Annotated in this window: 25 protein-coding genes; 13 read left to right on the top strand and 12 right to left on the bottom strand. The window is 68.0% G+C overall.

Translation table 11 applies throughout. From position 1 onward, the window contains the following. Positions 1 to 9 precede the first annotated feature (9 nt). On the top strand, positions 10 to 948 hold the full coding sequence (locus tag K8940_RS05375) for a LysR family transcriptional regulator (RefSeq protein WP_223393522.1): 939 nt from the start codon (positions 10 to 12) through the stop codon (positions 946 to 948). Here the strand turns inward: K8940_RS05375 and K8940_RS05370 are convergent. Beyond that, a complete protein-coding gene (locus K8940_RS05370; RefSeq protein WP_223393520.1) occupies positions 945 to 1,724 on the bottom strand; it encodes a class II aldolase/adducin family protein in 780 nt (259 codons plus the stop codon). The genes K8940_RS05375 and K8940_RS05370 overlap by 4 nt on opposite strands. A gap of 108 nt (positions 1,725 to 1,832) precedes the next feature. Between K8940_RS05370 and K8940_RS05365 the strand changes: the two genes are divergently transcribed. Continuing rightward, a complete protein-coding gene (locus tag K8940_RS05365; RefSeq protein WP_223393518.1) occupies positions 1,833 to 2,525 on the top strand; it encodes a Crp/Fnr family transcriptional regulator in 693 nt (230 codons plus the stop codon). On the opposite strand, the gene K8940_RS05360 is transcribed toward K8940_RS05365, so the two are convergent. From K8940_RS05360 to K8940_RS05340, 5 genes are all read right to left on the bottom strand, one after another. Next, on the bottom strand, positions 2,522 to 3,616 hold the full coding sequence (locus K8940_RS05360) for an AbrB family transcriptional regulator (protein WP_223393516.1): 1,095 nt from the start codon (positions 3,614 to 3,616) through the stop codon (positions 2,522 to 2,524). The two genes, K8940_RS05365 and K8940_RS05360, sit on opposite strands and share 4 nt — an antisense overlap. A gap of 8 nt (positions 3,617 to 3,624) precedes the next feature. Further along, the gene (locus tag K8940_RS05355; protein WP_223393514.1) at positions 3,625 to 3,933 is read right to left on the bottom strand and encodes a DUF4387 domain-containing protein; all 309 of its coding nucleotides are present in this window, start codon (positions 3,931 to 3,933) and stop codon (positions 3,625 to 3,627) included. Continuing rightward, positions 3,933 to 5,315 carry an acyclic terpene utilization AtuA family protein gene (locus tag K8940_RS05350; protein ID WP_223393512.1) on the bottom strand — a complete coding sequence of 461 codons (1,383 nt, stop codon included), beginning with the start codon at positions 5,313 to 5,315 and terminating at the stop codon, positions 3,933 to 3,935. The genes K8940_RS05355 and K8940_RS05350 overlap by 1 nt, the downstream gene beginning before the upstream one ends. 116 nt (positions 5,316 to 5,431) lie before the next feature. Beyond that, complete coding sequence (locus K8940_RS05345; RefSeq protein ID WP_223393510.1) at positions 5,432 to 6,769, bottom strand: CitMHS family transporter; 1,338 nt, start codon at positions 6,767 to 6,769, stop codon at positions 5,432 to 5,434. Continuing rightward, on the bottom strand, positions 6,766 to 6,972 hold the full coding sequence (locus K8940_RS05340; RefSeq protein ID WP_223393508.1) for a hypothetical protein: 207 nt from the start codon (positions 6,970 to 6,972) through the stop codon (positions 6,766 to 6,768). The genes K8940_RS05345 and K8940_RS05340 overlap by 4 nt, the downstream gene beginning before the upstream one ends. Between K8940_RS05340 and K8940_RS05335 the strand changes: the two genes are divergently transcribed. Beyond that, a complete protein-coding gene (locus K8940_RS05335) occupies positions 6,961 to 7,689 on the top strand; it encodes a GntR family transcriptional regulator (RefSeq protein ID WP_223393506.1) in 729 nt (242 codons plus the stop codon). The two genes, K8940_RS05340 and K8940_RS05335, sit on opposite strands and share 12 nt — an antisense overlap. Before the next feature lie 151 nt (positions 7,690 to 7,840). Continuing rightward, a complete protein-coding gene (locus tag K8940_RS05330) occupies positions 7,841 to 10,003 on the top strand; it encodes a TonB-dependent receptor (RefSeq protein ID WP_223393504.1) in 2,163 nt (720 codons plus the stop codon). Between the two features lie 77 nt (positions 10,004 to 10,080). Here the strand turns inward: K8940_RS05330 and K8940_RS05325 are convergent, their stop codons facing one another. Then, positions 10,081 to 11,166: a tartrate dehydrogenase gene (locus K8940_RS05325; RefSeq protein WP_223393502.1), complete on the bottom strand. Its 1,086-nt coding sequence runs from the start codon at positions 11,164 to 11,166 to the stop codon at positions 10,081 to 10,083. Next, on the bottom strand, positions 11,163 to 12,440 hold the full coding sequence (locus K8940_RS05320; RefSeq protein ID WP_223393500.1) for a glycerate kinase: 1,278 nt from the start codon (positions 12,438 to 12,440) through the stop codon (positions 11,163 to 11,165). The genes K8940_RS05325 and K8940_RS05320 overlap by 4 nt, the downstream gene beginning before the upstream one ends. A 436-nt stretch (positions 12,441 to 12,876) precedes the next feature. Between K8940_RS05320 and K8940_RS05315 the strand changes: the two genes are divergently transcribed. Both K8940_RS05315 and K8940_RS05310 read left to right on the top strand, forming a co-directional pair. Next, positions 12,877 to 14,070, top strand: coding sequence for a tyrosine-type recombinase/integrase (locus tag K8940_RS05315; protein WP_223393498.1), 1,194 nt, complete (start codon positions 12,877 to 12,879; stop codon positions 14,068 to 14,070). 123 nt (positions 14,071 to 14,193) lie between these two features. Then, a complete protein-coding gene (locus tag K8940_RS05310; protein WP_223393496.1) occupies positions 14,194 to 15,183 on the top strand; it encodes a hypothetical protein in 990 nt (329 codons plus the stop codon). Here the strand turns inward: K8940_RS05310 and K8940_RS05305 are convergent. Then, positions 15,180 to 15,380, bottom strand: coding sequence for a helix-turn-helix transcriptional regulator (locus K8940_RS05305; RefSeq protein ID WP_223393494.1), 201 nt, complete (start codon positions 15,378 to 15,380; stop codon positions 15,180 to 15,182). The genes K8940_RS05310 and K8940_RS05305 overlap by 4 nt on opposite strands. A 550-nt stretch (positions 15,381 to 15,930) precedes the next feature. On the opposite strand from K8940_RS05305, the gene K8940_RS05300 reads away from it, so the two are divergent. From K8940_RS05300 to K8940_RS05285, 4 genes are all read left to right on the top strand, one after another. Beyond that, positions 15,931 to 16,425, top strand: coding sequence for a hypothetical protein (locus tag K8940_RS05300; protein WP_223393492.1), 495 nt, complete (start codon positions 15,931 to 15,933; stop codon positions 16,423 to 16,425). Between the two features lie 98 nt (positions 16,426 to 16,523). Next, entirely contained in the window at positions 16,524 to 16,883 is a 360-nt protein-coding gene (locus tag K8940_RS05295) for a hypothetical protein (RefSeq protein ID WP_223393490.1), read from the top strand. Continuing rightward, the gene (locus K8940_RS05290) at positions 16,883 to 17,221 is read left to right on the top strand and encodes a sigma-70 region 4 domain-containing protein (RefSeq protein ID WP_223393488.1); all 339 of its coding nucleotides are present in this window, start codon (positions 16,883 to 16,885) and stop codon (positions 17,219 to 17,221) included. Before K8940_RS05295 ends, K8940_RS05290 begins: the two co-directional genes overlap by 1 nt. Further along, positions 17,214 to 17,705, top strand: a complete 492-nt coding sequence (locus tag K8940_RS05285) for a hypothetical protein (protein WP_223393486.1) — start codon at positions 17,214 to 17,216, stop codon at positions 17,703 to 17,705. The genes K8940_RS05290 and K8940_RS05285 overlap by 8 nt, the downstream gene beginning before the upstream one ends. Before the next feature lie 290 nt (positions 17,706 to 17,995). Here K8940_RS05285 and K8940_RS05280 read toward each other — a convergent pair whose 3' ends face one another. After that, entirely contained in the window at positions 17,996 to 18,244 is a 249-nt protein-coding gene (locus K8940_RS05280) for a hypothetical protein (RefSeq protein WP_223393484.1), read from the bottom strand. A gap of 155 nt (positions 18,245 to 18,399) precedes the next feature. Between K8940_RS05280 and K8940_RS05275 the strand changes: the two genes are divergently transcribed. Further along, positions 18,400 to 18,828: a helix-turn-helix domain-containing protein gene (locus tag K8940_RS05275; RefSeq protein ID WP_223393482.1), complete on the top strand. Its 429-nt coding sequence runs from the start codon at positions 18,400 to 18,402 to the stop codon at positions 18,826 to 18,828. Between the two features lie 8 nt (positions 18,829 to 18,836). Here the strand turns inward: K8940_RS05275 and K8940_RS05270 are convergent, their stop codons facing one another. Continuing rightward, entirely contained in the window at positions 18,837 to 19,154 is a 318-nt protein-coding gene (locus K8940_RS05270; protein ID WP_223393480.1) for a conjugal transfer protein TraD, read from the bottom strand. Further along, on the bottom strand, positions 19,141 to 19,407 hold the full coding sequence (locus K8940_RS05265) for a conjugal transfer protein TraD (RefSeq protein ID WP_223393478.1): 267 nt from the start codon (positions 19,405 to 19,407) through the stop codon (positions 19,141 to 19,143). The genes K8940_RS05270 and K8940_RS05265 overlap by 14 nt, the downstream gene beginning before the upstream one ends. Before the next feature lie 172 nt (positions 19,408 to 19,579). Here K8940_RS05265 and traA point away from each other — a divergent pair, with 172 nt between their 5' ends. Both traA and K8940_RS05255 read left to right on the top strand, forming a co-directional pair. Next, positions 19,580 to 22,453 carry a Ti-type conjugative transfer relaxase TraA gene (gene traA / locus K8940_RS05260; protein ID WP_223393476.1) on the top strand — a complete coding sequence of 958 codons (2,874 nt, stop codon included), beginning with the start codon at positions 19,580 to 19,582 and terminating at the stop codon, positions 22,451 to 22,453. Between the two features lie 11 nt (positions 22,454 to 22,464). Further along, on the top strand, positions 22,465 to 23,115 hold the full coding sequence (locus tag K8940_RS05255) for a DUF6118 family protein (protein ID WP_223393473.1): 651 nt from the start codon (positions 22,465 to 22,467) through the stop codon (positions 23,113 to 23,115). The last annotated feature ends 47 nt before the right edge of the window (positions 23,116 to 23,162 follow it).

Below are 23,162 nucleotides of genomic sequence, written 5' to 3'. Positions count from 1 at the left end.
CCGCGTTCCATGGAGCTTGATTGGCTCGAAGACTTCCTGGCGCTGGTCGACCATCAGCATTTCGGACGCGCGGCCGAGGCGCGCAACGTCTCGCAACCCGCCTTCAGCCGACGGATCCGACTGCTGGAAGCCTGGCTGGGCGCGCCGCTCTTCAATCGTGACACCCACCGCGTCGCCCTGACGCCGGCCGGCGAGCAGTGGCGACCGACCGCCGAGGACCTGCTGCGTCGGCTCACCCAGGGGCGGGAACAGACCCGGGCGATGGCCGAGGGCTTCGTCTCGACCCTGCGCTTCGCCTCGACCCACGCCCTGTCGATCACCTTCTTCCCGCAGTGGCTGGAGGCGATCGAGACCCAGGCCCCGCTGAGCTCGTCGGTCAGCCTGGTGACCGACAACATGGCCGGCTGCGAGCGGATCATGCAGCAGGGCCACGCCCAGTTCCTGCTGTGCCACCACCACCCCTCGACGCCGGTGTCGCTGCGGCCGAACTACTTCATCTCGATCGATGTCGGCCACGATGTCCTGATCCCGGTCAGCGCCCCGGCGCCCGACGATCCCGCCCGGCCGCGTTTCGCCCTGCCCGGCCGGCTCGGCGCGCCGACGCCGTACCTGGCCTTCGGCGAGGTCTCGGGCATGGGCCGGATCCTGGCCTCGACCCACGCGCTGGAAGGCCCGTCGATGTGGCTAGAGCCCCGCTTCACCGCCCACGTGGCGACGGTGCTGGCGGCCATGACCCGGGCTGGGCGGGGCATGGCCTGGCTGCCCATGAGCCTGATCGCCCGCGACCTGGCCGAGGGCGGCCTGGTCCGGGCCGGCGACGCGGCCTGGGACGTGCCGATCGACATCCGCCTGTTTCGCCCCCGCGCCCGCCAGACCGCGGCCGCCGAGGCCTTCTGGACGCGGCTGAAGGCCCGGGCGGACGCCGATCCTCGGTCGTCTGCCCCCTAGTCCCGGAAGCTGGAGTCGATCCGATCCAGCTTGCGCAGCAGGGCCGGCCAGGCGAAGTGCTCGGAGACCATCTTGGTCGCCGGGCCGCTGACCTGGCGCTTGATCACCTCGGCCACGCCGGCCGGCGGGGTATGGATCCCCCAGGCGCCCGCGCCCGGCATCATGACCTGGGCCTGGCAGGCGCGCTCCAGGAAGTACATGCGCAGGAAGGCCTGCTGGATGGTCTCGCCCACCGCCATGGTGCCGTGGTTGCGCAGGATCATCACGTTCTTCTCGCCCAGATCGGCGACCAGACGATCGCGCTCGCCCATGTCCTCGGCGATGCCCTCGGACTCGTGATAGGCGACCTCGTGGTGGACGATCATCGCCGTTTGGGTCACCGGCAGCAGGCCGGCGGCCGAGGCGGCCACGGCCTGGCCCTGCGGGGTGTGCAGGTGGATGACGGCGTTGGCGTCCTCGCGGGCGCTGTGGATCGCCGAATGGATCACGAAGCCGGCGCGGATCACTGAGCCGGGGCAGTCCATGACCTTGTCGCCGTTCAGGTCGATCTTCACCAGGTTGGAGGCGGTGACCTCCTCGAACATGTTGCTGTACGAGTTGATCAGGAAGTGGTGCTCGGGCCCGGGGATCCGCACCGACATGTGGGTGAAGATCAGGTCATCCCAGCCGTATAGCGCCGCCAGGCGGAAGGCGGCGGCCAGGTCGACCCGCAGGGCCCATTCCGCGGGCGAGACCCGTTCGCGCACGCCAGGGGCGACTTTCAGAGCGGCCGTCATTTCGATGTCCTCCGGTTGTTTTGTTTGACGGCAGGCTAGCACCGGGTCGAAATCGAGATTGTCGCGCCCGCGACAATCTCGCCCTGAAGGCCTCGCTAAAACGCCGCCATGCGCCCCACCGCCGAACATCGCCGCATCCTGGAGGCCGGGGACTGGTTCGCCGCCCTGCCCGCCGAGCGCCGCGACCTGATCCTGGGCGAGGCCAGCGTCACGCTCGCGCCGGACGCGGCGCGGCTGTACGGAGCCGGCGATCCGCCCAACGGCCTGTGGGCGGTGCTGGAAGGCCAGGTGCGGCTGGTCGGCTATCCGGCCAGCGGCATGGAGATCCTGGTGCGGATCCTGGGCCCCGGCGCCTGGTTCGGCGAACTGTCGACCCTGGACGGCGGCCCGCGCCCGCACGACGCCATCGCCTTCGGCCCGGCCAGCATGTTGCATCTCTCGCAGGCCGCCGTGACGCGGCTGGGCGAGCAGGCCGCCGTCCTCTATCGCGATCTGGGCCTGCTGGTCTGCGCCAACCAGCGCGCGGCCCTGGCCTTCATCGAGCAGCGGGCGGGCCAGCCCACCGCCGCGCGCCTGGCCCGCGCCCTGGCCAAGGCGGCCGCCGAGACCGGCGGCGCCGGCCCGCTGTCCATCCGCCAGGCCGAGCTGGCCAGCGTGGTTGGCGTCAGCCGCCAGACGCTGAACCGGGGCTTGCGCAGTCTGGAACGGGCGGGGATCGTCGCCCTCGGTTACGCCAGCATCGCCATCCTGGACCCGGCGCGCCTGGCTCGCCTGTGCGGACGCGGCGAGCCCTGGGCCTAGGGCGCGTCGGGGTTGGGCGTCAGCGGCCGGGTCCAGCGCGCCACCTGGCCCGCCGCCCAGGGGCCGACCATCAGCACCAGGACGATCCGCATGACCTGGGCCGCCAGGATGAACGGCAGGTCGACCGGGGTGGAGGCGGCGATGATCAGGATCGAGTCCACGCCGCCGGGGCTGGTGGCCAGGTAGCCGGTCAGCGGGTCGACGCCGCACAGGCGGCTGATCGCCAGGCCCGACAGCCCGCACAGGGCGATCAGGATCAGGGTGGCGGCGATGATCCTGGGCAGGGCGCGGGCGCTATGGGCCAAGCTGGACGGGGTGAAGCTGAGGCCGATGTTCCAGCCGACCACGGCATAGGCCATGGCCCCCAGCAGCGGCGGCGCCTCAGGATGCAGCCAGCCCACCGCGATCAGTCCCGCCCCCAGCAGGCCGGGGATCAGGAAGATGCCGGCGGGAAACTTCAGGACCTTCGACAGCACGGCGCCGACCAGCGCCAGGCCGAACAGCTCGGCCAGGCCGCGTCCATCGAGCGCCCCGAACCAGGCCCGCGCCGGTCCCGCGTGGGCGCCGGGGGCGGCCAGGTGGGCCAGGCCGATGGCGGCGGCCGCCACCAGCAGCACCCGGAAGTACTGCATCATGGCCACCGTGCGGGCGTCCGCGCCCATGTCCTGGGCCAGGGCGATCATGCTGGCGGCCCCGCCCGGCGACAGGCCCCAGACCGAGGTCGCGCCCTCGAACCAGCCCAGGCGCGCCAGCAGCCAGCCCAGGCCCAGGCTGAGGACGACGGTCGAGACCCCGATGATCAGGAAGGTCGGCAAATGGCCCAGCATGGCGGGCCCCATCGCCGCGCCCAGCGACACGGCCACCAGGCAGCCGATCAGGGCCGAGCTCGCCATCCGCACGACGGGCGGCGGCCGGACGGCGGCGCCCGCCACCCCGAAGGCGATCGCCGTGGCCAGCGGGCCCAGCAGCAGAGCCGCTGGAGCGTGCAACGCGACCAGGACGATGTCGGCCAGGGCCGTGGCGACGACCAGTAGCGTCCACTGGACCCAGGGCTGCCCCAGAACATCACGCGCTCGCCGCGTCGGGGGCATCAACCGGATCAGTCGAGCTGGACGTCCAGCAGCCGCACGAACTGCTGGCCGCAGTGCATGTCGCGCTCGACCACCCCGCCCTGCGGGCTGGCGCGGGCGTACGAGATCTTGACCACGTTGAGGTCGGCGACCGGATAGTGGCGCACCAGCGCAGGGTCGGCCCCGAACAGCCGCTGGAACAGCTGCGGGCCCAGCGCCGGATTGGCGTGATGCTTCTGGAAGCTCTCCGGCCCGTCGAAGAACAGGTCGAACGTCACCCAGTAGGGCCCGGCGTTCTTGGAGCGCACGTGGCGGCAGACATCCTTGACCGTCGTCATCACGCCGCTTCCTTCTTCTTCAGGTCGATCCACACGGTGCGCACCAGGGCCATCGGGTCGTCGATCTCGATCACGTGGTTCAGCTTGAACTCGTGGACCGCCCCGCGCTCGATGTCGGCGGGGGTGAAGGCGAAGCCGTAGCTGGGCAGTTCGTCGTCCTCCACGATCGGGAAGTGGAAGAACCAGGCGTTGCAGGCCTTGGCGATCTGGGTGGCCATCTCCTGGGTCGCGGCGGTGGCGACGAACATCACCCCCACCTCGCGCGGGGCCGGCGTCCCCTCGGGCAGACGCTCGCCCGAGACCGCGTTCCAGCCGTAGATCCGCAACGAGATGTTAAAGTCGCCGGCGGCCTCGCCGATCGTCGTGTGAACCCGGTGGTTCATGGCCGCCAGCATCTTGTCGTGGAACTCGTTGAGCCGCGACAGGACCTCCGGGTCCTGGATGCCGATCAGCATGATGGTCTGGAAGCCGCCCGCACCCGCGCCTTCCAGCTTCAGGGTGTAGGGCTTCTCGTCCCACGCCGAGCCGGTCACGCGCACCCGGCGCGCGTCCAGGGCGGCGTAGCGCGCGGCCGTGACGTCCAGCACGCCGCCGGGCTCGGTCAGCAGGAACGGATTGGCGTTCTCGTACAGCATGTGGGCCGAGACGCTGTGCGGGTCGCAGCGGTTCTCCAGGCTCAGCGGCTCGACCTCGAAGCCCTCGGCGTCGATGCTGATCAGCACGCCCGCGCCCTTGGTCCGGTAGACCGCGCACTGGCTGCCGCACTCGGCGATCTTGGCCGCGTGCCAGGCCGGGCCCCACGGCGCGCCCTTCAGCAGGGCGAAGCTGGACAGCACGGCGGTGTCGGTGGTGCGCCCGCCCAGGATCAGGTCTGCGCCCGCCTCCAGGGCGGCGACATAGGGCTCGGCGCCCAGGACGGCGACAATGTGGTCGCAGGCGTCGATGGTGGCGTCGTCCAGCGGACCCAGCGGCGCCAGCGGCTTGACCGCCCCGGCCGCGTTGCGGGCCTTCAGCGAGGCCTTGTCCTGCTCGGAATAGAGCAGCGCGATCTTGGGCTTCAGGCCCAGTTCGGCGGCGATCTCCAGGGCGATGTCGCGCGTCCAGTCGAGGTTCTTGTCGCCGCCGGCCTGGCCGCTGGTGCCGACGATGACGGGGATGCCCGCCTCGGCGCCGGCCTTCATCAGGATGGCCAGGTCGCGCTTGACCGAGGCGCGGTTGTTCTTGGAGACGCCCAGGGCCAGATAGGCCGCGCCGCTATCCGTGGAGCCAGCGTCGGTGGCGATGGCGTGCGCGCCCATCTCCAGCCCGCGACGGACCTCCTCCTCGTAGACGCCCGCGCCGAGTGATCCGCACGGCACGATGATCTTGATCGGATCCAACATTCGCTTCCACCACGACAGGGCGCGGTCCTGCCGACCGCTTCGCAGACGTGCCTAACGCTTTAGGATCCATTGTGTCAACAAACTGGATCCAATTTTTCGATCAGTACGACACCCCCTCAGGCGCGCAGCGGGAAGGCGCCCATCGCCAGGGCCGCGACCAGCACCACCAGGCAGATCGCGACAGCCCATTTCAGGCTGAAGCGCTGGGCGTCGGCGACGTCCACGCCCAGCAGGCCGCAGGCCAGGTAGATCGGCGCCAGCAGCGGGCTCAGCGAATGGACCGGCTGGCCGATCAGGGCGGCGCGGGCGATCTCGACCGGCTCGACGCCGAAGCTGGCCGCGGTCTGGGCCACCACGGGCACGACCCCGAAATAGTAGGCGTCGTTCGACATCACGAAGGTCAGGGGCATGCTGACCAGGGCGGTGATCGACGCCAGATAGGGCCCGACGGCCGTCGGGATCACCGACAGGGCCGACTTGGCCATGGCGTCGGCCATGCCCGCGCCGTTCAGGATGCCCGTGAAGGCGCCGGCCGCGAACAGCAGCACCACGATGTTGACGACGTTGTCGGCGTGGGCGGCGATCCGGGCCTTCTGGTCCTTCAGCACGGGGTAGTTGACGGTGATGGCGACCGCGAAGGCGCTCATCATCAGCACCGGCAGCGGCGCCAGCCCCGAGACCATGCCCAGGATCAGCACGACGGTCAGGGCCAGGTTGAACCAGAACAGCTTGGGCCGGCGGATGTCTTTCTCGACCTCTAGCGCCTGGGCGGCGGCCAGGACGGCCAGGGGCGCGACGTTGTCGCCCTCCTGCGCGGCCCGGCCGGCCAGACGCCGCCGCTCGCCGCGCCCGAAATGCCAGGCCAGGCCGAAGACGGCCAGCAGGCCCACCCCGGCCGCCGGCAGCATCGGGCCGACGACCTGGGCGAGGTCGACATGCACGGCCGCCGCCGCCCGCGCCGCCGGACCGCCCCACGGCACGTAGTTCATCAGGGCGTTGGTTAGGCCCAGCAGGGTGGCCAGGATCAGCGGGTTCATGCCCACGCGCCGATAGACCGGCAGGAAGGCGGTGATGACGATCAGAGCCGTGGTCGTGCCGTCGCCGTCCAGCGACACCACGGTGGCCAGGATCGCCGTGCCCAGGCTGATCTTCAGGGGATCCTCGCCGACGATGGACAGCACTCTGCGCACCAGGGGCTCGAACAGACCCGCATCCATCATGACGGCGAAGTACAGCACCGCGAACGACAGCATCAGGGTGGTCGGCGCCACCTGCAGCACGCCCTTGACGATCATCTCCCCCAAGCCGGGCCCCGCGCCCGCCAGCAGGCCGAAGACGATGGGCACGATCAGCAGCGCGGCGACAGCCGACATCCGCTTGGTCATGATCAGCGTCATGAAGGTCACGACCATCAGCAGGCCAAGGACGGCGGGCTGGCGCAGAACGTCGATCACGAAGCGGTCTCCGGCTGGAAAGCGGGCCGAAGGCTGGAATGGATCCAGTTTCGGCGGTTGTTGTCGAGGGTGACTTGCGCGGTCGCGGTCGGACCGGTGTAGAGAATGGACGGCGCGCCGCGACGCGCGACGGCGGGCGTATCGATCAGAGGGCGGACATGACGGCGGTTGAAGCGGACCAGGATGCGGGTGTGACGGATCACCCGCCGCATACCGAGCCGGCCACCCACACGGTGCTGACGCGCCTGCGCGAGCGGATCGTGACCGGCGAGATCCTCCCCGACGCCCGCCTGCGGGCCGAGGGCCTGGCCGCCGAGATGAACGTCTCGCGCACGCCGATCCGCAGCGCCCTGGCGGTGCTGTCGGCCGAGGGGCTGGTCAGCTACAGCGTCAATCGCGGCTACACCGTCCGCGCCATGTCGTTGGGCGACATCTTCGATTCCATCGAGGCGCGCGCGGCGCTCGAGAGCCTGGCCGCCCGGGCCTCGGTCGATCTGGGCTGGGCGCCCGAGGCGCTGGACCATCTGGCCGCCCTGACGCGGGCGGGTCGCGCCATCGTCGACAAGGGCCAGTGGTCCGAGGCGATCGAGCACGCGTGGTACACGATCAACCGTCAGTTCCACGCCCAGATCCTGCACGCCGCGCAGAACACCGTGCTGCGCAACGCCCTGCGCATGACCCTGGTCTATCCGCTGTTCGGCGACGCCGCGCGCCTGTGCCCGACCGTCTCGGCCTGCGTGCCGCCGCGCCTGCGCCAGGTGCCGGCCACGCCGCCCGACCACATCCGCCAGTCCCAGGACGATCACGAGAAGATCCTGGCGGCGATCCAGGCCGAGGACAGCGTCGAGGCTGGACGTCTCATGTCGGACCACGTTCTCGCTACACGGACCCGCCTGCACGCCATCGCTATCCGACGATGACCCGGCGGTCCTCCCTTGCCTCGTCATAGACACATCCAAACGCCATAGCAATTGCATCCAGTTTATTGACCGATGTGATCCAACTCACCTAAGGTTCCTCGACGGCGGGGCGTGACCCCATGCCGCAAGAACAAGAATTGGGGAGTTGAACATGGCGGTCAGCCGCAAAGCCTTGACCTATGCACCCGCGCTGCTGGCGCTGCTCGGCGCCCCCGCGGCGCTGGCCCAAGCCGCGTCACCCGCGCCCGCCCAGGAGGCGAGCCAGATCGAGGAGGTGGTGGTCACCGCCCAGCGCCGCAGCGAAAGCCTGCAGGACGTGCCGGTGACCGTGACGGCCTTTGGATCCGATCAGGTCCAGCAGGCCCGCATCCGCCAGATCGACGACGTCGCCGGCCTGACGCCCGGCCTGCAGTTCGACGCCTTCCCGGCCTCGCAGCCCCGCATCTCGATCCGCGGCATCGGCTCATCCGACCGCGGCGCGGCCGGCGATCCCAGCGCGGCCGTCTTCCTTGACGAGATCTATCTGGGCCGACCCGCCGCCGTGGCCTTCGACGCCTTCGACGTCGAGCGCATCGAGGTGCTAAAGGGGCCGCAGGGCACGCTCTACGGCCGCAACGTCGTGGGCGGGGCGATCAACGTCGTCTCCCACAAGCCCGAGCTTGACCGCTTCGACGCCGCCGCCGAGGTGACGGCCGGCAACTACAGCCGCCTGGAAGGCGCCGGCGTCATCAACGCGCCGTTCGCCGACGGCAAGGCCGCCCTCCGGGCCAGCGCCGCCTGGCGCACCCACGACGGCTACGTGAAGAACACCTTCACCGGCGGCGACGTCGAGGACCAGGACACGCGCAGCGGCCGCCTGGCCCTGCGCCTCGACCCGCGGGAGGGCGTGCGCCTGCTGGCCACCGTCGACGGGACGCGCGACCGCGCTGCCGGCCCGGCCCAGCACGTGCTGGACCTGGACGAGGGCGATCCAACCTCGGCGCTCTGGACCATCGATCGCGACCGCAAGCACACCGCCGGCTCGCAGGACGGCTACCAGAACCGCGACACCTGGGGCGTGCGCCTGCAGGCCGACTGGGACCTGTCCTTCGCCACCCTCACCTATCTCGGCTCGTATCGCGACCTCGACTATCACGTCGCCTACGACTTCGACGGCGGCAACCCCACCTTCAACCCGGCGGGCATCTCGGGCGGCAACGACGAGACCAGCGACTTCTCCAGCCACGAAGTCCGGCTATCGTCGCTTCCGGGCGAAGGCGTGCAGTGGGTGGCGGGTCTCTACACGTTCAAGAGCGACACCGACCGCCAGGACACCCTGGGCATCAACCTGGGCCGCCCCGGGGTCGAGATCTACACCCAGTCGGCCAAGCTCAAGAGCTACGCCGCGTTCGGCGACGTCACCGTGCCGCTCAGCGACAGGCTCTCGCTGATCGGCGGCCTGCGCTATTCCAAGGACGACAAGGACTATCGCGTCGACAACCTGGCCGGAAACACGCTGTTCCGCGCCGACGAGCGGTTCGACGTCTCGGTGTCGGACAGCTACAAGGCCTGGACCTGGCGGGCTGGCGTCAACTTCAAACCGGTCGAGCACCATCTGCTCTACGCCATGGCCTCGCGCGGCTTCAAGAGCGGCGGCTTCCAGGACACCCCGGGCAGCGCGGCCGACGCCCGCGACGGCTTCGAGCCCGAGTTCGCCACCCAGTACGAGGTCGGCCAGAAGAGCACGTTCCTGGGCGGGACCCTGGTCTGGAACAACACCGTCTACGTGATGAAGTACACCGACCTGCAGACGCGGCGCACCCTGCCCAACCTGTCGGTCGTCACCGACAACGCCGGCAAGGCCACGATCAAGGGCTACGAGACCTACCTGGCCTGGCGGCCGTTCGCCGGCGCGCGCCTGGTGGCCAGCTACGGCTACTCCAACGCCAAGTTCGACGAGTTCAGCCCCGAGCCGGGCGTCGACTACGCCGGCAACCGCATCTCGCGCACGCCCAAGCACAAGCTGGTGCTGTCGCCGTCCTACGACCTGGACCTGGCCGGCGGCGGCGATGTCCGCTTCGCGGTCGACTATCACTACGAGAGCCTGATCTTCGACGACAATTCCAACGACGGCCCCGAACGCCGCCCCGCGACCAACTTCTACGACGCGCGGGTCGTCTACAGCGCGCCGGGCGACCACTGGTCGGTGTCGCTGTGGGGCAAGAACCTCTCCAACGAGGTGACGCGCACCTTCCAGGCGGTGTTCCTGGGCGCCAACTTCGGGGCCTACAACCCCCCGCGCACCTTCGGCGTCACCCTGAACTGGAAGCGCTAGGACGCACCCGGGACGCATGAGAAAGGCCGCTGGCTCCCGGAGCCAGCGGCCTCTTTTTGTCGCCCGGTCCTGGAGGACTACCGGCCGGCCGCCAGCGCCTCGGCGATCGCCCGGCCGCAGGCCTCGGTGCCCAGGGGGCCGCCCAGGTCGCGGGTGCGCAGCTCGGGGCGGGCCAGCACCGCCTCGATCGCCGCCAGCACGGCCGCGGCCGCCTCGTGCTCGCCCAGGTGATCCAGCATCAGGGCGGCCGACCAGATCTGGCCGACCGGATTGGCGATCCCCTGCCCGGCGATGTCCGGCGCCGAGCCGTGCACGGGCTCGAACAGCGACGGGAAGGTCCGCTCGGGATTGATATTGCCGGCCGGGGCGATGCCGATCGTGCCGGTGCAGGCCGGCCCCAGGTCCGACAGGATGTCGCCGAACAGGTTCGAGGCGACCACGACGTCGAACCAGTCGGGATGCTGCACGAAGTGCGCGGTCAGGATGTCGATATGGTACTTGTCCCAGCGCACGTCGGGATAGGACGGCGCCATGGCTTCGACCCGCTCGTCCCAGTAGGGCATGGTGATCGAGATGCCGTTGGACTTGGTCGCCGAGGTCAGGCGCCTCCTGTCGCGCCGCGCGGCCAGTTCGAAGGCGTATTTCAGGATCCGGTCGACGCCGATGCGGGTCATCACCGTCTCCTGCACCACCACCTCGCGCTCGGTGCCCGGGAAGATGCGGCCGCCGATCGAGGAATATTCGCCCTCGGTGTTCTCGCGCACGACATAGAAGTCGATGTCGCCCGGTTGGCGGCCGGCCAGGGGGCTGGGCACGCCCGGCATCAGCTTGACCGGGCGCAGGTTGACGTACTGGTCGAACTCGCGCCGGAACTGGATCAGCGAGCCCCACAGCGAGACGTGGTCAGGCACGCTGGCGGGCCAGCCGACGGCTCCGAAGAAGATGGCGTCATGGCCGCCGATCCGGGCCTTCCAGTCGTCCGGCATCATCGTCCCGTGCGCCAGATAGTAGTCGCATGAGGCGAAGTCGAAATGGTCGAATGCGAAGCGGCAGCCGAAGCGCTCCGAGACCGCCGCCAGCACCCGCAGCCCCTCCGGAACCACCTCCTTGCCGATCCCGTCGCCGGGGATGACGGCGATGCGATAGGGGCACGTCTGGCTCATGGGGTATCCTCCGAGGACGGGGCGTCGATCAGGATCGCCCGGAAGTCGTTGACGTTGGTGCGGGTCGGCCCGGTGATCACGAGATCGTCCAGGGCGGCGAAGAAGCCGTAGCCGTCGTTGTCGGCCAGGCGCTCGGCGGCGTTCAGGCCCAGGGTCGCGGCGCGCGCCAGGCTGTCGGGGGACAGCAAGGCGCCGGCGTTGTCCTCCGAGCCGTCGATCCCGTCGGTGTCGGCCGCCAGGGCGTGGATCCCCGGCCGGCCGTCCAGCGCCGCCGCCAGGGCCAGCAGATATTCGGCGTTGCGTCCGCCGCGTCCGCCGCCGGCGACCGTCACCGTGGTCTCGCCGCCCGACAGCAGGACGCAAGGCGGCGCCCCCACGCCTCGGCCGTCGGCGATCTTCAGGGCCAGCCGGGCGTGGGCGGCGGCGACCACGCGGGCCTCGCCCTCGATCGCGTCGCCCAGCACGATGGGGGTGAGCCCGCGGGCCGAGGCCTCGCGCGCCGCGGCCTCCAGCGCGTCGCGCGGCCGGGCGATCAGCACGGCCTCCGCGCCGGGGATGTGCTTGGGCGTCTCGGCGCGCGGATCGTCCAGCCAGGCCCGGACGGAGTCGGGCGGCGTGATCCGCCACCGCCGCAGGATCGCCAGGGCGTCCTGCCGCGTCGTCGGGTCGGGCGTGGTGGGGCCCGAGGCGATGGTCGCGACCACGTCGCCGGGCGCGTCGGAAATGGCCAGGGTCACCACCCGGGCCGGCGCGGCCAGCAGGGCCAGCCGCCCGCCCTTGACCGCCGACAGGTGCTTGCGGACGCAATTGATCTGGTCGATCGGCGCGCCGCTGCGCAGCAGCGCCCGGGTGATCGCCTGCTTGTCGGCCAGGGTCAGGCCCGGGGCCGGGGCCGCCAGCAGGGCCGAGCCGCCGCCCGACAGCAGGCACAGCACCAGGTCGTCGGCGGTGAGCCCCCGCAGCCGCTCGACGATCGCGGCGGTCCCGGCCACGCCCGCCGCGTCGGCGACCGGATGGCCCGCCTCGACCACGATGATCCGCTCGCAGGCCGCGCCATGGCCATAGCGCGTGATCACCAGCCCTTCGAGCGGTCCCGGCCAATGGGCCTCGACCGTGGCGGCCATGGCGGCGGCGGCCTTGCCCGCGCCGACGACGACGGTCCGGCCCCTGGGCGGCGGCGGCAGATGCGGCGGCAGGCAAAGCGCGGGCGAGGCCGCGCCGACGGCGGCCTCGAACAGCGCCTTCAGAGCCTCCCGGGCTGTCTCACGGGTCACGTCGCCTCCGCCTTACTCGGATTTCCTTCCGGCTTAGGCTGACGACGACCGCTCAGGCCAATGCGCAAAACGCATCAAATCAGTCGGCGCGCGAGCACCCGCGAAGCGCTTCGCCGTGGAAGCGGACCAGGGAACTCACGGGGGAAGACGGCGTGGCGGTGAGAGAGTCCGCCAAACCAGTATTCCCATACCGCATCATAAGATCCCATAGAGCCCCAGCATGACGTTGATTTTAATGGATTAATTGTCGCGATCGTGTCACCTTGTCCGTCAACTACCCACCCGATCCTGAGTACAAAATGGGACCGAAAGTGGGACCCGAAGTGGGGCCGAAAATGAAATTCGGCGAGCTTCGCTGGTACGGTAGACCGAGGTTGCCGGAAGTGGGACCGAGCGTCTGTTGAACAGTGGGGCCGAACTAAGCTGGAGGCTTGGCATGGGACGTTCACTTCACAAACTGACCGCGATCCAAGCAGCGAAGCTCAACAAGCCAGGCCGCCATTCCGATGGCGGCGGCCTTTATCTCTCGATCGATGAGAGCGGGCGTCGGCGGTGGGTCTTCATGTACACGCGAGCCGGTAGGCGAGTTGAACTAGGCCTTGGAGGCCGCCGCGATCTTTCCCTGGCGGACGCTCGCACGGAAGCGGCGAATTTCCGCGCAATGCTGGCGGCGGGCGCCGACCCCAAGGTCGAGCGCGCGAGGGACGACAAGGTCCAAACCTTCGGCGCCTGCGCCGATGCCTACGTTGAAGCCATGCAGCCGTCATGGCGTAACGCCAAGCACGCCGCACAGTGGAAGATGACGCTCACCAAGTATGCCGCGCCGATCCGCGAGCGCCCGGTCAACGACATCACCACACAGGACATTCTGGACGTTCTGCAACCGCTGTGGACCCGCACCCCCGAAACGGCCGAGCGTTTGCGCGGGCGGATCGAGAACGTCTTGGATGCGGCTAAGGCCAAGGGATTACGCACTGGCGAGAACCCGGCGCGGTGGCGGGGCCATTTGAACCAGCTCCTGCCCAAGCGACAGCGATTGAAGCGCGGGCATCATGCGGCATTGCCCTACGACCTCATGCCTGAGTTTATGGCCAATCTCCGCACGCGCAGCGCGGTTGCAGCCCGCGCCTTGGAGTTCTTAATTCTAACCGGCGCGAGATCGGGTGAGGTGCTGGGCGCGACTTGGGATGAGTTCGATCTCCAAAAGGAGATCTGGACGGTGCCAGCCGCTCGCATGAAGGCCGGCCGCGAACATCGCGTTCCCCTCTCAAGCCGCGCGATGAAGATCATCGCCGAGCGGCTTGAGGCCGGATCGGTCGGTCATGTGTTCACAGGCGCGACTTCGGCGTCACCGTTGTCCTCTATGGCCATGGCGATGCTGCTGCGGAGAATGAAAACCGACATCACCGTACATGGCTTTCGCTCCACATTTCGCGACTGGGCGTCGGAAACAACCGGCTTCTCACACGAGGTCTGCGAGATGGCCTTGGCCCACACAATCGCCAACAAGGCCGAGGCCGCTTATAGGCGCGGCGACTTGTTTGATAAGCGTCGTAAGCTGATGGAGGCCTGGGCCGGCTATTGTTCAGCTGGAGCAAAACAGAAAGTTGTCGCTTTGCTCCGAGCCTAGCCGATTTCGTTCGCGGTGAACCGTGTCCTGAATGGATTTGTCTCAGAGCGTCATCGCGCCAACGAACGCGACATGGAAGTCGCTCCGGGCCATTGCCAAGAGGCCCTAGAAGGAACCCTGGTCATGGACACGCCCGAGGATCTGGATCGCCTAATCCAAGAGGCCCTGGCGCAGCTTGGCTTTGACGCAGATCCCTCCAGCCTAGCTCACAAGGTGAAGCTGCTGAATCTCGGTCTCCCGGCGGAGGACGAGTTCTCGGTGATTTGCGCCTGGCTGGGCCAATGCCGCCTGATCCACAAGCTCGACCAACTGCAGGCGCCAGCCGCGTCCAACAAGACGCTGCAGGTCCCCGATCTCATGGCCGTCTTCGGCGACCATGGCGCCTTCTTGGTCGAGGTGAAGGTCCACGCCAAGCGCACGCTGTCCTTCCGGCCCGACTACATGGCGCGTCTGACCGCCTACGCCACGCTGATGGGCAAGCCGCTACTGATCGCCTGGAAGTTCTACAGCATGTGGACGCTCTTCGACGTGCGCCACATGAAGGTTGCCCAGAAGAACTTCAACATCACTCACAGCGAGGCGATGAAGCAGAGCCTTCTGGGCATTCTGGTCGGGGACGTAGCGTTCAAGCTGTCGCCCGGTGCCGGCGTCCATCTTGAGATCGCCAAGGAAGAATTGGTCTCCGTCGAACGTCAGAGCGACACCAACTTCACCGAAGAATGGAAGATGCGGATCAGCAAGGTGGGCTTCACCAAAGGCGGCGGCGTCCCGGCCACCGGCCTTCATAGCGAAACCCAGCAGATCCTGGTCGCGTGGGATCTCGAGGAACACGAGACCCATTCCGACACTGCAATCAGCCTCAGCTATGTGGTCGGGCAGGAGGGGATGCAGTTTGCGTCGATGGCTCTGTTCCACCTGTTGGCCTGGGAACGTGGCGCCAAGGACGTCAACGACTATCGCGCCCTGCTACGCACGCCCAAAATCACCAAGACCATCGACAACCTCCCCCGAGCCCTGGATCGGGCCCTGAAGGAAGGCGTGGTGTCTCACATCTTCCATCTCCACCCCAACATCAGGCCCGACTTCATGGGCGAGGCGGACGGCGAGGACTAGCCAGCATCCGGGCGATACGCAGTTGGATCGGCGATCCAGCGATTGATCGCGGACTCATGCCATCCCGCACCGTGGACGCTGATCGGGACCTGGCGAGGAAAGGTGCCCTCCCCGATCTTCCGATAGAGGGTCGAGCGGCTCAGGCCCGTGCGTGCCAGCACGGTCTTCAGGCGGACGATGCGGTCGAGATCGGCCATCGGTTTAAGCTCCACAGACTGGGATCTGGAGGTATTCGATGAGCCAGAATTGGATTGCTTGCCGCTGCCGGCAAGGCCTCGCGGGGCCAGATCGTACTCTGGGAAACAAAGACAGGCTCTAGGCGCCTCTAGCGAAGGTGAGACCGTACCTCCATGACGCTGGCTGCGCTTGGGCGCCGCCATTTTCGTTCTGAACCCCGGACTAGCGGGACTGTCTTTTCAAGCGAACGCCCGGACCCCCACCGTCATCCTCCGGAATGAATATCACTCCGGCCTCGTACAAAGCCTTTCTCACCGCTTCCACATTGCCAGCCGATCGCTGGCCGGGGCCGGATGGCCCCTCCATACGGCGGATGCTCATCATCGACAGGCCAGCAGCTTCAGCTAGCCGAGGCTGGGACCATTCCAGAAGGGCTCGGGCAGCCCTGATCTGCGATGCGGTGATCAGCATATTTGAACACTTTTAGTTCCGAAGAGAACATTTTCTGTTGCTTCGGCGTTTCGAGGCGTGGTACGACAGTGTTCTTACGTGAACACAAAGGTTCAGGCCATGGACTCGCGCCACAAGGCGGAGAGTGCGGACGTGCGCGAGCGCCAGCTATCAAGGCGCAGCGTCCTCTCCGGTGGCTCCGCAGCACCCTTCATTAATCAGGGCCATGCTCCTGGCAACGCCGACCCGGCAGTGACCCTCTGCACTCGCTGGCTCGCGGTAGACGCCGAACAGCGCCGCCTTCAACTCGAATGGGGCATGCTGGAAGGCTGGCTGATGACCAAGCGCAGTTGGTACAAGCTCTCGCCGGAACAGCGAGCAGAAATCCCTGAAGGCGCCAGACTCGCTGAGATCGACTCGTGGCTCGATGTGCTTGAGGTCGAGGGCCACGCCCTCCTCGAGGCCATGCGGCCGAAGCCAGCCAAAAGCGTCGAGGCCGTCATCGCCAACCTGTCGGTGGCGGCGCGCCTGATCTTCGTGGAAGACCACCCCGAAGCGCACGGCTTGATCACCCGCGCCGTCCGCGACCTCGCCGCCTTCTCCGGTGGAAAGTGACCCGCCGCGTCCCGCGACGACGGGACGGTGCCGACCGCCCCCTAGCGGCGACTTTTCGCCGTAACGCCGCCGGCTTCCACCAAGGCGCCGAGGCGGTGTTGACGCGACACCACGAAGGCGCCCGCTACTTCCTGGCTATCGCCATCGAACTGGCACTGAAGGCTTACTTGCTGGACCGAGGGATCAGCGACGACTGGAACCGCCTCTATCTCCGGCACGATCTGGTCAAGGCGCTCCGGTTCGCGCGCCGCGCGGGCTTCGCCGATGTCCCCGCCCAGCTCCCCGAACTCGCCGCGCTTCTGAGCCCTTACTACAGCGTCCACGCCATCTCAGAGATGTCGTCGGAAGCCATCGCGTCGGTGTGCTGGACCGAGGCCTGCACAACGGTCCGCGACCTGATCGTCGCCGTTGGCGAGGCCGCAAAGCGGCGTTGTTCCAGCGGGGAGGAGGCAGCCTGATGGCCCGTCATCGCCTGCCTTGGCCGCTTGTCGTCAGTCAGTGGTGGCGCTGGCGATATCCCGATCTCTGGCGCGGCCGGACCTTCGATCCTCATAACAGCCAGCAGGTAATGTCCTACGCGGTCCTATGCCTTCGCCGAGAAGCGCGAGACGTCTTCCTCCTCAATCACATCAAGGCGCTCGACTACGCGCTGATCGCGCGCCACCTCGGTTTGTCCGTCACCGATGTCCAGGCGCACTTGGCCGACGCGCTGTATGAGATCTCGCGAACGGTCGAACTGATCGAGCGCGTCCGGCCCCTCCCAAAACCCTTTGAAGCGGAGGATCCCAATGTCTGACGACAAGGGGCCGTTCGCCGTGTCCCGGCGTGTCGTGATTGGCGCCGCCAGCGCCGCGCCCGTGGTGAGTGGCGCCGGCGGCGCAATCGCGGATCCGGCCGTGGCCCGCTGCGCCGAGTGGATGGCGCTCGACGCGGAGATCGACCGCCTTGGTCTGCGCTGGTCGGACCTGGAGACCATCTTGGTGCGTCAGAGGCGATGGGAGCGCATGACGCCAGAGGAGCGTGGGGAATTGTTGCCCTCCGAAGAGATGGACGCCATCGACGCGCAGTTGAAGCCGCTGTTCGACCAACGGGAGGTATGGCTCGAAGCCCTGCCCAAGGTTCGCGCGCACGACATGTACGGCGTGGTCGCCAAGCTGGAGGTGGCGCTACAGGTCATGGTCCATCAGCAGGGCGACGGTTACGACCTCTTCAAGGCGACGATGGAGGAGCTGCGCATCGCGCGCTGTCCCAATTGCGGGGTGCCCGTTTGCAAGCGCTAGCCGAGCCCCCCAGGGCAGCCGCCTTGCTCTCCCCAACCTGCGGGAGCCAGGACCGGAACGGTCGGTGCTCGCCCTGGAGCGCTTGGACAGCCTCTGCCGGGCGGGATGGTGCGGGTCAAGGGCGGCTTCGCCGTCGCTCCGCGAGACGCCCGCAGGGCGTCCCCTTGACGCGCGCCAGCCCGTCCGGCCCTTGTTCCACCAAGCGATCCTGGGCGTCTTGTCTCCGAGCGAAGGTCGGCGACGGCAGCAAGTCCGATGGCCGGCCGGACAGGCCCAGCCAAGCGGCTCTGTCAGCGCACCCGCTTGAAGCGGACACGGTCCTTGCCCGCGATGAGAAAGGCGTCATAGCCGGCGTCGCCCCAGGCCTTCCGCTGCACCTGGCTCGTGTAGGGATCAGTGGTGTTAGCCCACCATTGTTGCCGGGCGGCGCTCTTGGGAAGCATGGCGCCGAGGATGCGCTCGATCTCGGCGAAGGTCAGTTCGAGTTCGTCTCGACGCTGGCGACGCAGATGACCCGACAGGGGATCGTACTTGGACATTCCCCAGCATCGCCGATTGGTCCGGACACGTCGATCCGCACGCGACTAGCGCGAGTGGAGAACGACCTTGAAAAGCCACGCTTCGGGGCGTTTCTGCGCCGCAAGCACATTCCCGGATCGGCGGCGTTGCCGGTGAACCGACCATGGAGACTTTCGTGACCGATACCCCTGAAGCTCGCACGCCCAACGTCGTCGATATCCACGTCGGAGGCCGCGTGCGCATGCGCCGCAAGATGCTGGGTATCAGCCAGGAAACGCTCGCTGACGCGCTGAAGCTCACCTTCCAGCAGGTTCAGAAGTACGAACGCGGCGCCAATCGCGTCAGCGCCAGCAAGCTCTACGACATAGCCAAGACGCTCCAGGTCCCGGTGTCGTTCTTCTTTGATGGTCTTGCCGATCCCATGACCAACGAGGTCGATGAGGTCGGCGCCGCTGCCGAGCGTGTCGTCACCGAGTTCCTGAACACGCCCGAAGGCCTGGAACTGGCCGAGATGTTCCCGAAGATCGGCCGGGGGGGGGTCCGTCGCCAAGTCCTCGATCTCGTTCGCGCCATGGCGGACGACGAAAGCCGCGATAAGGGCTGACGATCTCTTTAGCGGATCTCCGACGCCGGGCGGAATTCAGCCTCGAACGCTCGCTTCCCGCCGCGTCGCCAGAGCGCCAGGGTGTGCTCTGCGTCGTCGGCTTTGAGCATGGCTGCTAGGCTCAAGAACGCACCGTAGAGGGTGGCGCGATCGTCGCGGGTCAGATCGACGAGGCCGGCCTTTTGCACCAGGCCGCCCAACTCGATCAGGTGGCGGGTGCGCTCGCGCCGCTTCACCACCCAGGCCCGCGCGTCCATGCGGGCTCGGCGGGCTTCCAGGCGATGGCGCGCGGCCTTGGCCCGGCGCTCGGCGTCATTGGTCGCCACCAGCGCTAGGCGCAGGGGCGCTCGGGCCGCCGCGAAAGAACCCCGCGCCGCGTTTCCTCCAGCCCTCCTTGCGCGCGGCGTTCCCCGCATCGGCTAGATCCAGCAGCCCGCCGGCCAGGGTGTCGATGTCGAGGGCGTCCGCGCCAGTGGCGATCACCAACTCGCCAAGCTGCCTGACCTTGCGGTCCTTAAGGGTCTTGGCCTTGTCTTCGAGGCTTTTCAGCTCGGCGTCGAAGTCTCGTGGTTTACGCATTCCAAGTCTCCGGGTTTGGGCGATGGCGGAAGCGTAAAACAAGACGTCTGGGAATGCTGTAAGGTCGCCGGGACACACTGAGACGGCCTCGTCCCTCCCGAGATTCTTTCTTGGGAGGGCGCGCTTATACGTCGTGCCGACGTGCGCTCAGGGTAGTAAGTGGTCTGTCGCCATGGCGATCTACCACTTCAGCATCAAAGTCATCAGCCGCGCCACCGGGGCCAGCGCCGTGGCCTCGGCCGCCTATCGCTCCGCCAGCCGTCTGCACGATGAGCGGCTAGATCGCGACCACGACTTCACCAACAAGAGCGGTGTTGTCCACTCGGAGATCATGCTGCCGGATGGCGCGCCCGAGCAGCTCTCCGACCGGGCCACGCTGTGGAACACCGTCGAGGCCGGAGAAAAGCGCAAGGACGCCCAGCTTTCCCGAGAGGTCGAGTTCGCCATTCCCCGCGAGATGGATCAGGCGCAGGGCGTCGAGCTGGCCCGTGACTTCGTCCAGCGGGAGATGGTCGATCGCGGCATGGTCGCCGATCTCAATGTGCATTGGGACATCGGCCCTGATGGTCTGGCCAAACCCCACGCCCACGTCATGCTGTCGATGCGGGAAGTTGGCGAAGAGGGCTTCGGCGCCAAGGTCCGCGATTGGAACCGCACCGAGCTGGTCGAGCATTGGCGCGAGGCCTGGGCCGACCACGTCAACGAGCGGTTGGCGCAGCTCGATATCGACGCGCGGATCGATCACCGCAGCCTGGAAGACCAGGGCATCGACCTTGAGCCGCAACACAAGATCGGCCCGGCCGCCGGACGCATGGCCGGCGAAGGCGTCGAGACCGAGCGGGTCGAAGATCACCACCGCATCGCCCGTGAGAACGGCGACAAGATCATCGCCGATCCGCGCATCGCGCTGGACGCCATCACCCACCAGCAAGCGACGTTCACCCGCTACGACTTGGCGAAATTCATCCACCGCCATTCGGACGGCAAGGATCAGTTCGACCGAGCCATGAGCGCGGTGCAGGCTTCGCCCGAGATGGTGGCGCTGGGCCAGGACGGTCGCGGCCAGGATCGCTTCACCAGTCGTGAGATGATCGCCGTCGAGGACAGGCTGCATCGCGCCAGTGAAGTCATTGCGGAGCGTCGGGCGCACGGCGTCAGTGAGTTGGAACAGCGGCGCGCCTTGGCGCGCGCCGAGCAGCGCGGTCTCGTTCTCTTCGGCGAGCAGAGGGCGGCGTTCGAGCACGTCACCGAGGGGCGTGATCTCGGTGTCGTCGTTGGCTACGCCGGCACCGGCAAGTCGGCGCTCCTTGGCGTCGCGCGCGAGGCCTGGGAGGACGCAGGCTATCGCGTCCAGGGCCTGGCGCTGTCGGGTATCGCCGCCGAGAACCTGGAGAGCGGATCGGGCATCGCTTCACGCACCATCGCCAGCTTGGAGCACCAGTGGGCAAAAGACCGCGAGCTGCTCGACGCCCGCGACGTGCTGGTGATCGATGAGGCTGGCATGATCGGCTCTCGGCAGATGGAGCGGTTGCTCTCAGTGGCCGAGAAAGCTGGGTCCAAGGTGGTGCTGGTCGGCGATCCCGAGCAGCTCCAGGCCATCGAGGCCGGCGCGGCCTTCCGGTCGATCGCCGAGCGCCATAGTCACGTCGAGATCACCCAGGTTCGCCGCCAGCACGAAGACTGGCAGCGCGACGCCACTCGGCATCTGGCGACCGGCCGCACGGGCGAGGCGCTGGCCGTCTACGAGGCTCGCGGCATGGTCCACGCCGCCGAGACCCGCGATCAGGCGCGCGAGGATCTGGTCGAGCGTTGGGATCGTGAGCGCGCGGCCGAGCCGGGCAAGAGCCGGATCATCCTCACCCACACCAATGACGAGGTGCGCGAGCTGAACCTGACGGCCCGCGAGCGGCTACGCCTAGCTGGCGCCTTGGGCGAGGATGTGACGGTCAAGGCCGAGCGCGGCGAGCGATCCTTCGCGACTGGCGATCGGCTGATGTTCCTGAAAAACGATCGCGGGCTTGGCGTGAAGAACGGCATGCTCGGCGAGATCGAGCAGGTCTCGCACACGCAGATGACGGTGCGGCTCGACGCCGGGCGTCCCGATGCGGGGCGATCGGTCGTCTTCGACCTCAAGGACTACGCCCAGGTCGATCACGGCTATGCGGCCACGATCCATAAGAGTCAGGGCGTCACGGTCGATCGCGCGCATGTGCTGGCGACGCCGGGAATGGATCGCCACGGCTCCTATGTGGCGCTCTCGCGTCATCGCGACAGCGTGCAAATCCACTACGGTCGCGACGAGTTCGAGGATCTCGGCAAGCTAACCCGCGTCCTGTCGCGTGAGCGGGCCAAGGACATGGCCAGCGACTTCGCCCAGCGGCGTGACATCCACGTGCTGGCGTCGATAAGGGCGAAGGAACCGCCGCAGCGTCAGCGGGGGATGTTCGATGGTTTCAGGCCCGCCAGTCCGGCGCCCCAGCCGGCGGCGCCGGCGCGGGAGGTCACCCAGTTCGACCAGCACCGCGCGATCGAGCGCCACGCCCGCGCCGCAGCCGACGTCATGCGGATGAACGACCGCGGCTTGCCGGTGCTAGCTCACCAGCGGCGGGCGCTGGAAGACGCGCGCGAGGCCGTGGGGAAGATCGGTCCGCACGCGGCCAAGGATCTGGAGCGAGCCTATGTCCGTGAGCCCGGCCTGGCCGGTGAGGTTTCGTCGGGGCGGACGCAGCGAGCGATCAGGGTCCTTCAGCTTGAGGCGGAGGTTCGGGCCGATCCGCGCGTGAGGGCCGATCGCTTTGTCCAGCGCTGGCAGGGATTGGAGCGGCAGCGCACCGTTCTGCACCGCGAGGGCGACATGACCGGCGCCCGGCAGGTCAAGGAAAGCATGGGCGCCATGGCCAAGAACCTGGAGCGCGATCCGCAGGTGGAGTCGCTGCTGCGCGGGCGGCGAGCCGAGCTTGGTCTACCGGCGGAGTTGGGTCGCAGCGTTGGGCGGGGGCTCATCGAATACCTCGGCATTGGCCGTGGGCGCGGGCTTGGCATCTAGGAGGCAAGGTTATGGAGCAAGGTGGAGGACCGGCAGATCCGGCCGATGCGGCGGCGGCGTTCGAGGCGCTACGTCGGGAAGTGGCGTTGCTGAATGTCGCCGTGGCTGGATTGGCGGCGGAGCGGTCTCCGGTGCCGGACTACAGCGAGACGCTGGGCGAGATCGCCAAGGGCGTGTCGGTGGCGGTCGGACGGCTTGGCAGGTTGCTGGCCAGTCCCGCCTTTGTCCAGAGCCCGGCTGATCTCGCGCGGCAGATCGCGGCGGCGGGCGACGAAGCCAGGCGGCAGGACCGCGCGGCGGTTCGTGAGGCCCAGGAGGCGCTTTTGCGCTCGGCTCGTGATCTCGATGGATGGATTGATCGTGCGCGGCTGACCAGCTTGCAGAACTGGCGGCTGGTTCAGGCGGCGGCGGTTGGCGTCATCGCGGGCACAATTTTTTATGCGAGTGTCCCGACCATGATCGTCAATGCCGCGCCAGCCGCTTGGGCATGGCCGGAGAAAAGGGCGGCGCACATTCTACGCCGCGACATGTGGTCCGCCGGAGAGCGCTTGCAGGCGGAAGCGGACCCTAAACGTTGGCGAGCCCTTCACGCGGTCAAAAGCTGTGATCGCGTAAGCCCGGAGCCCACCGTTCGTCCGTCGTGCGTTCGCCAACGACAGTAAAACGATCACACAAGCTGGACAATGCGCGAGAGATCTCCAACGTGCGC

This window comes from Caulobacter segnis (genome assembly GCF_019931575.1).
GTDB lineage: Bacteria > Pseudomonadota > Alphaproteobacteria > Caulobacterales > Caulobacteraceae > Caulobacter > Caulobacter segnis_C.
Note: the sequence above shows the minus strand (reverse complement) of the source record. Positions and strands in the feature narration are given on the sequence as shown.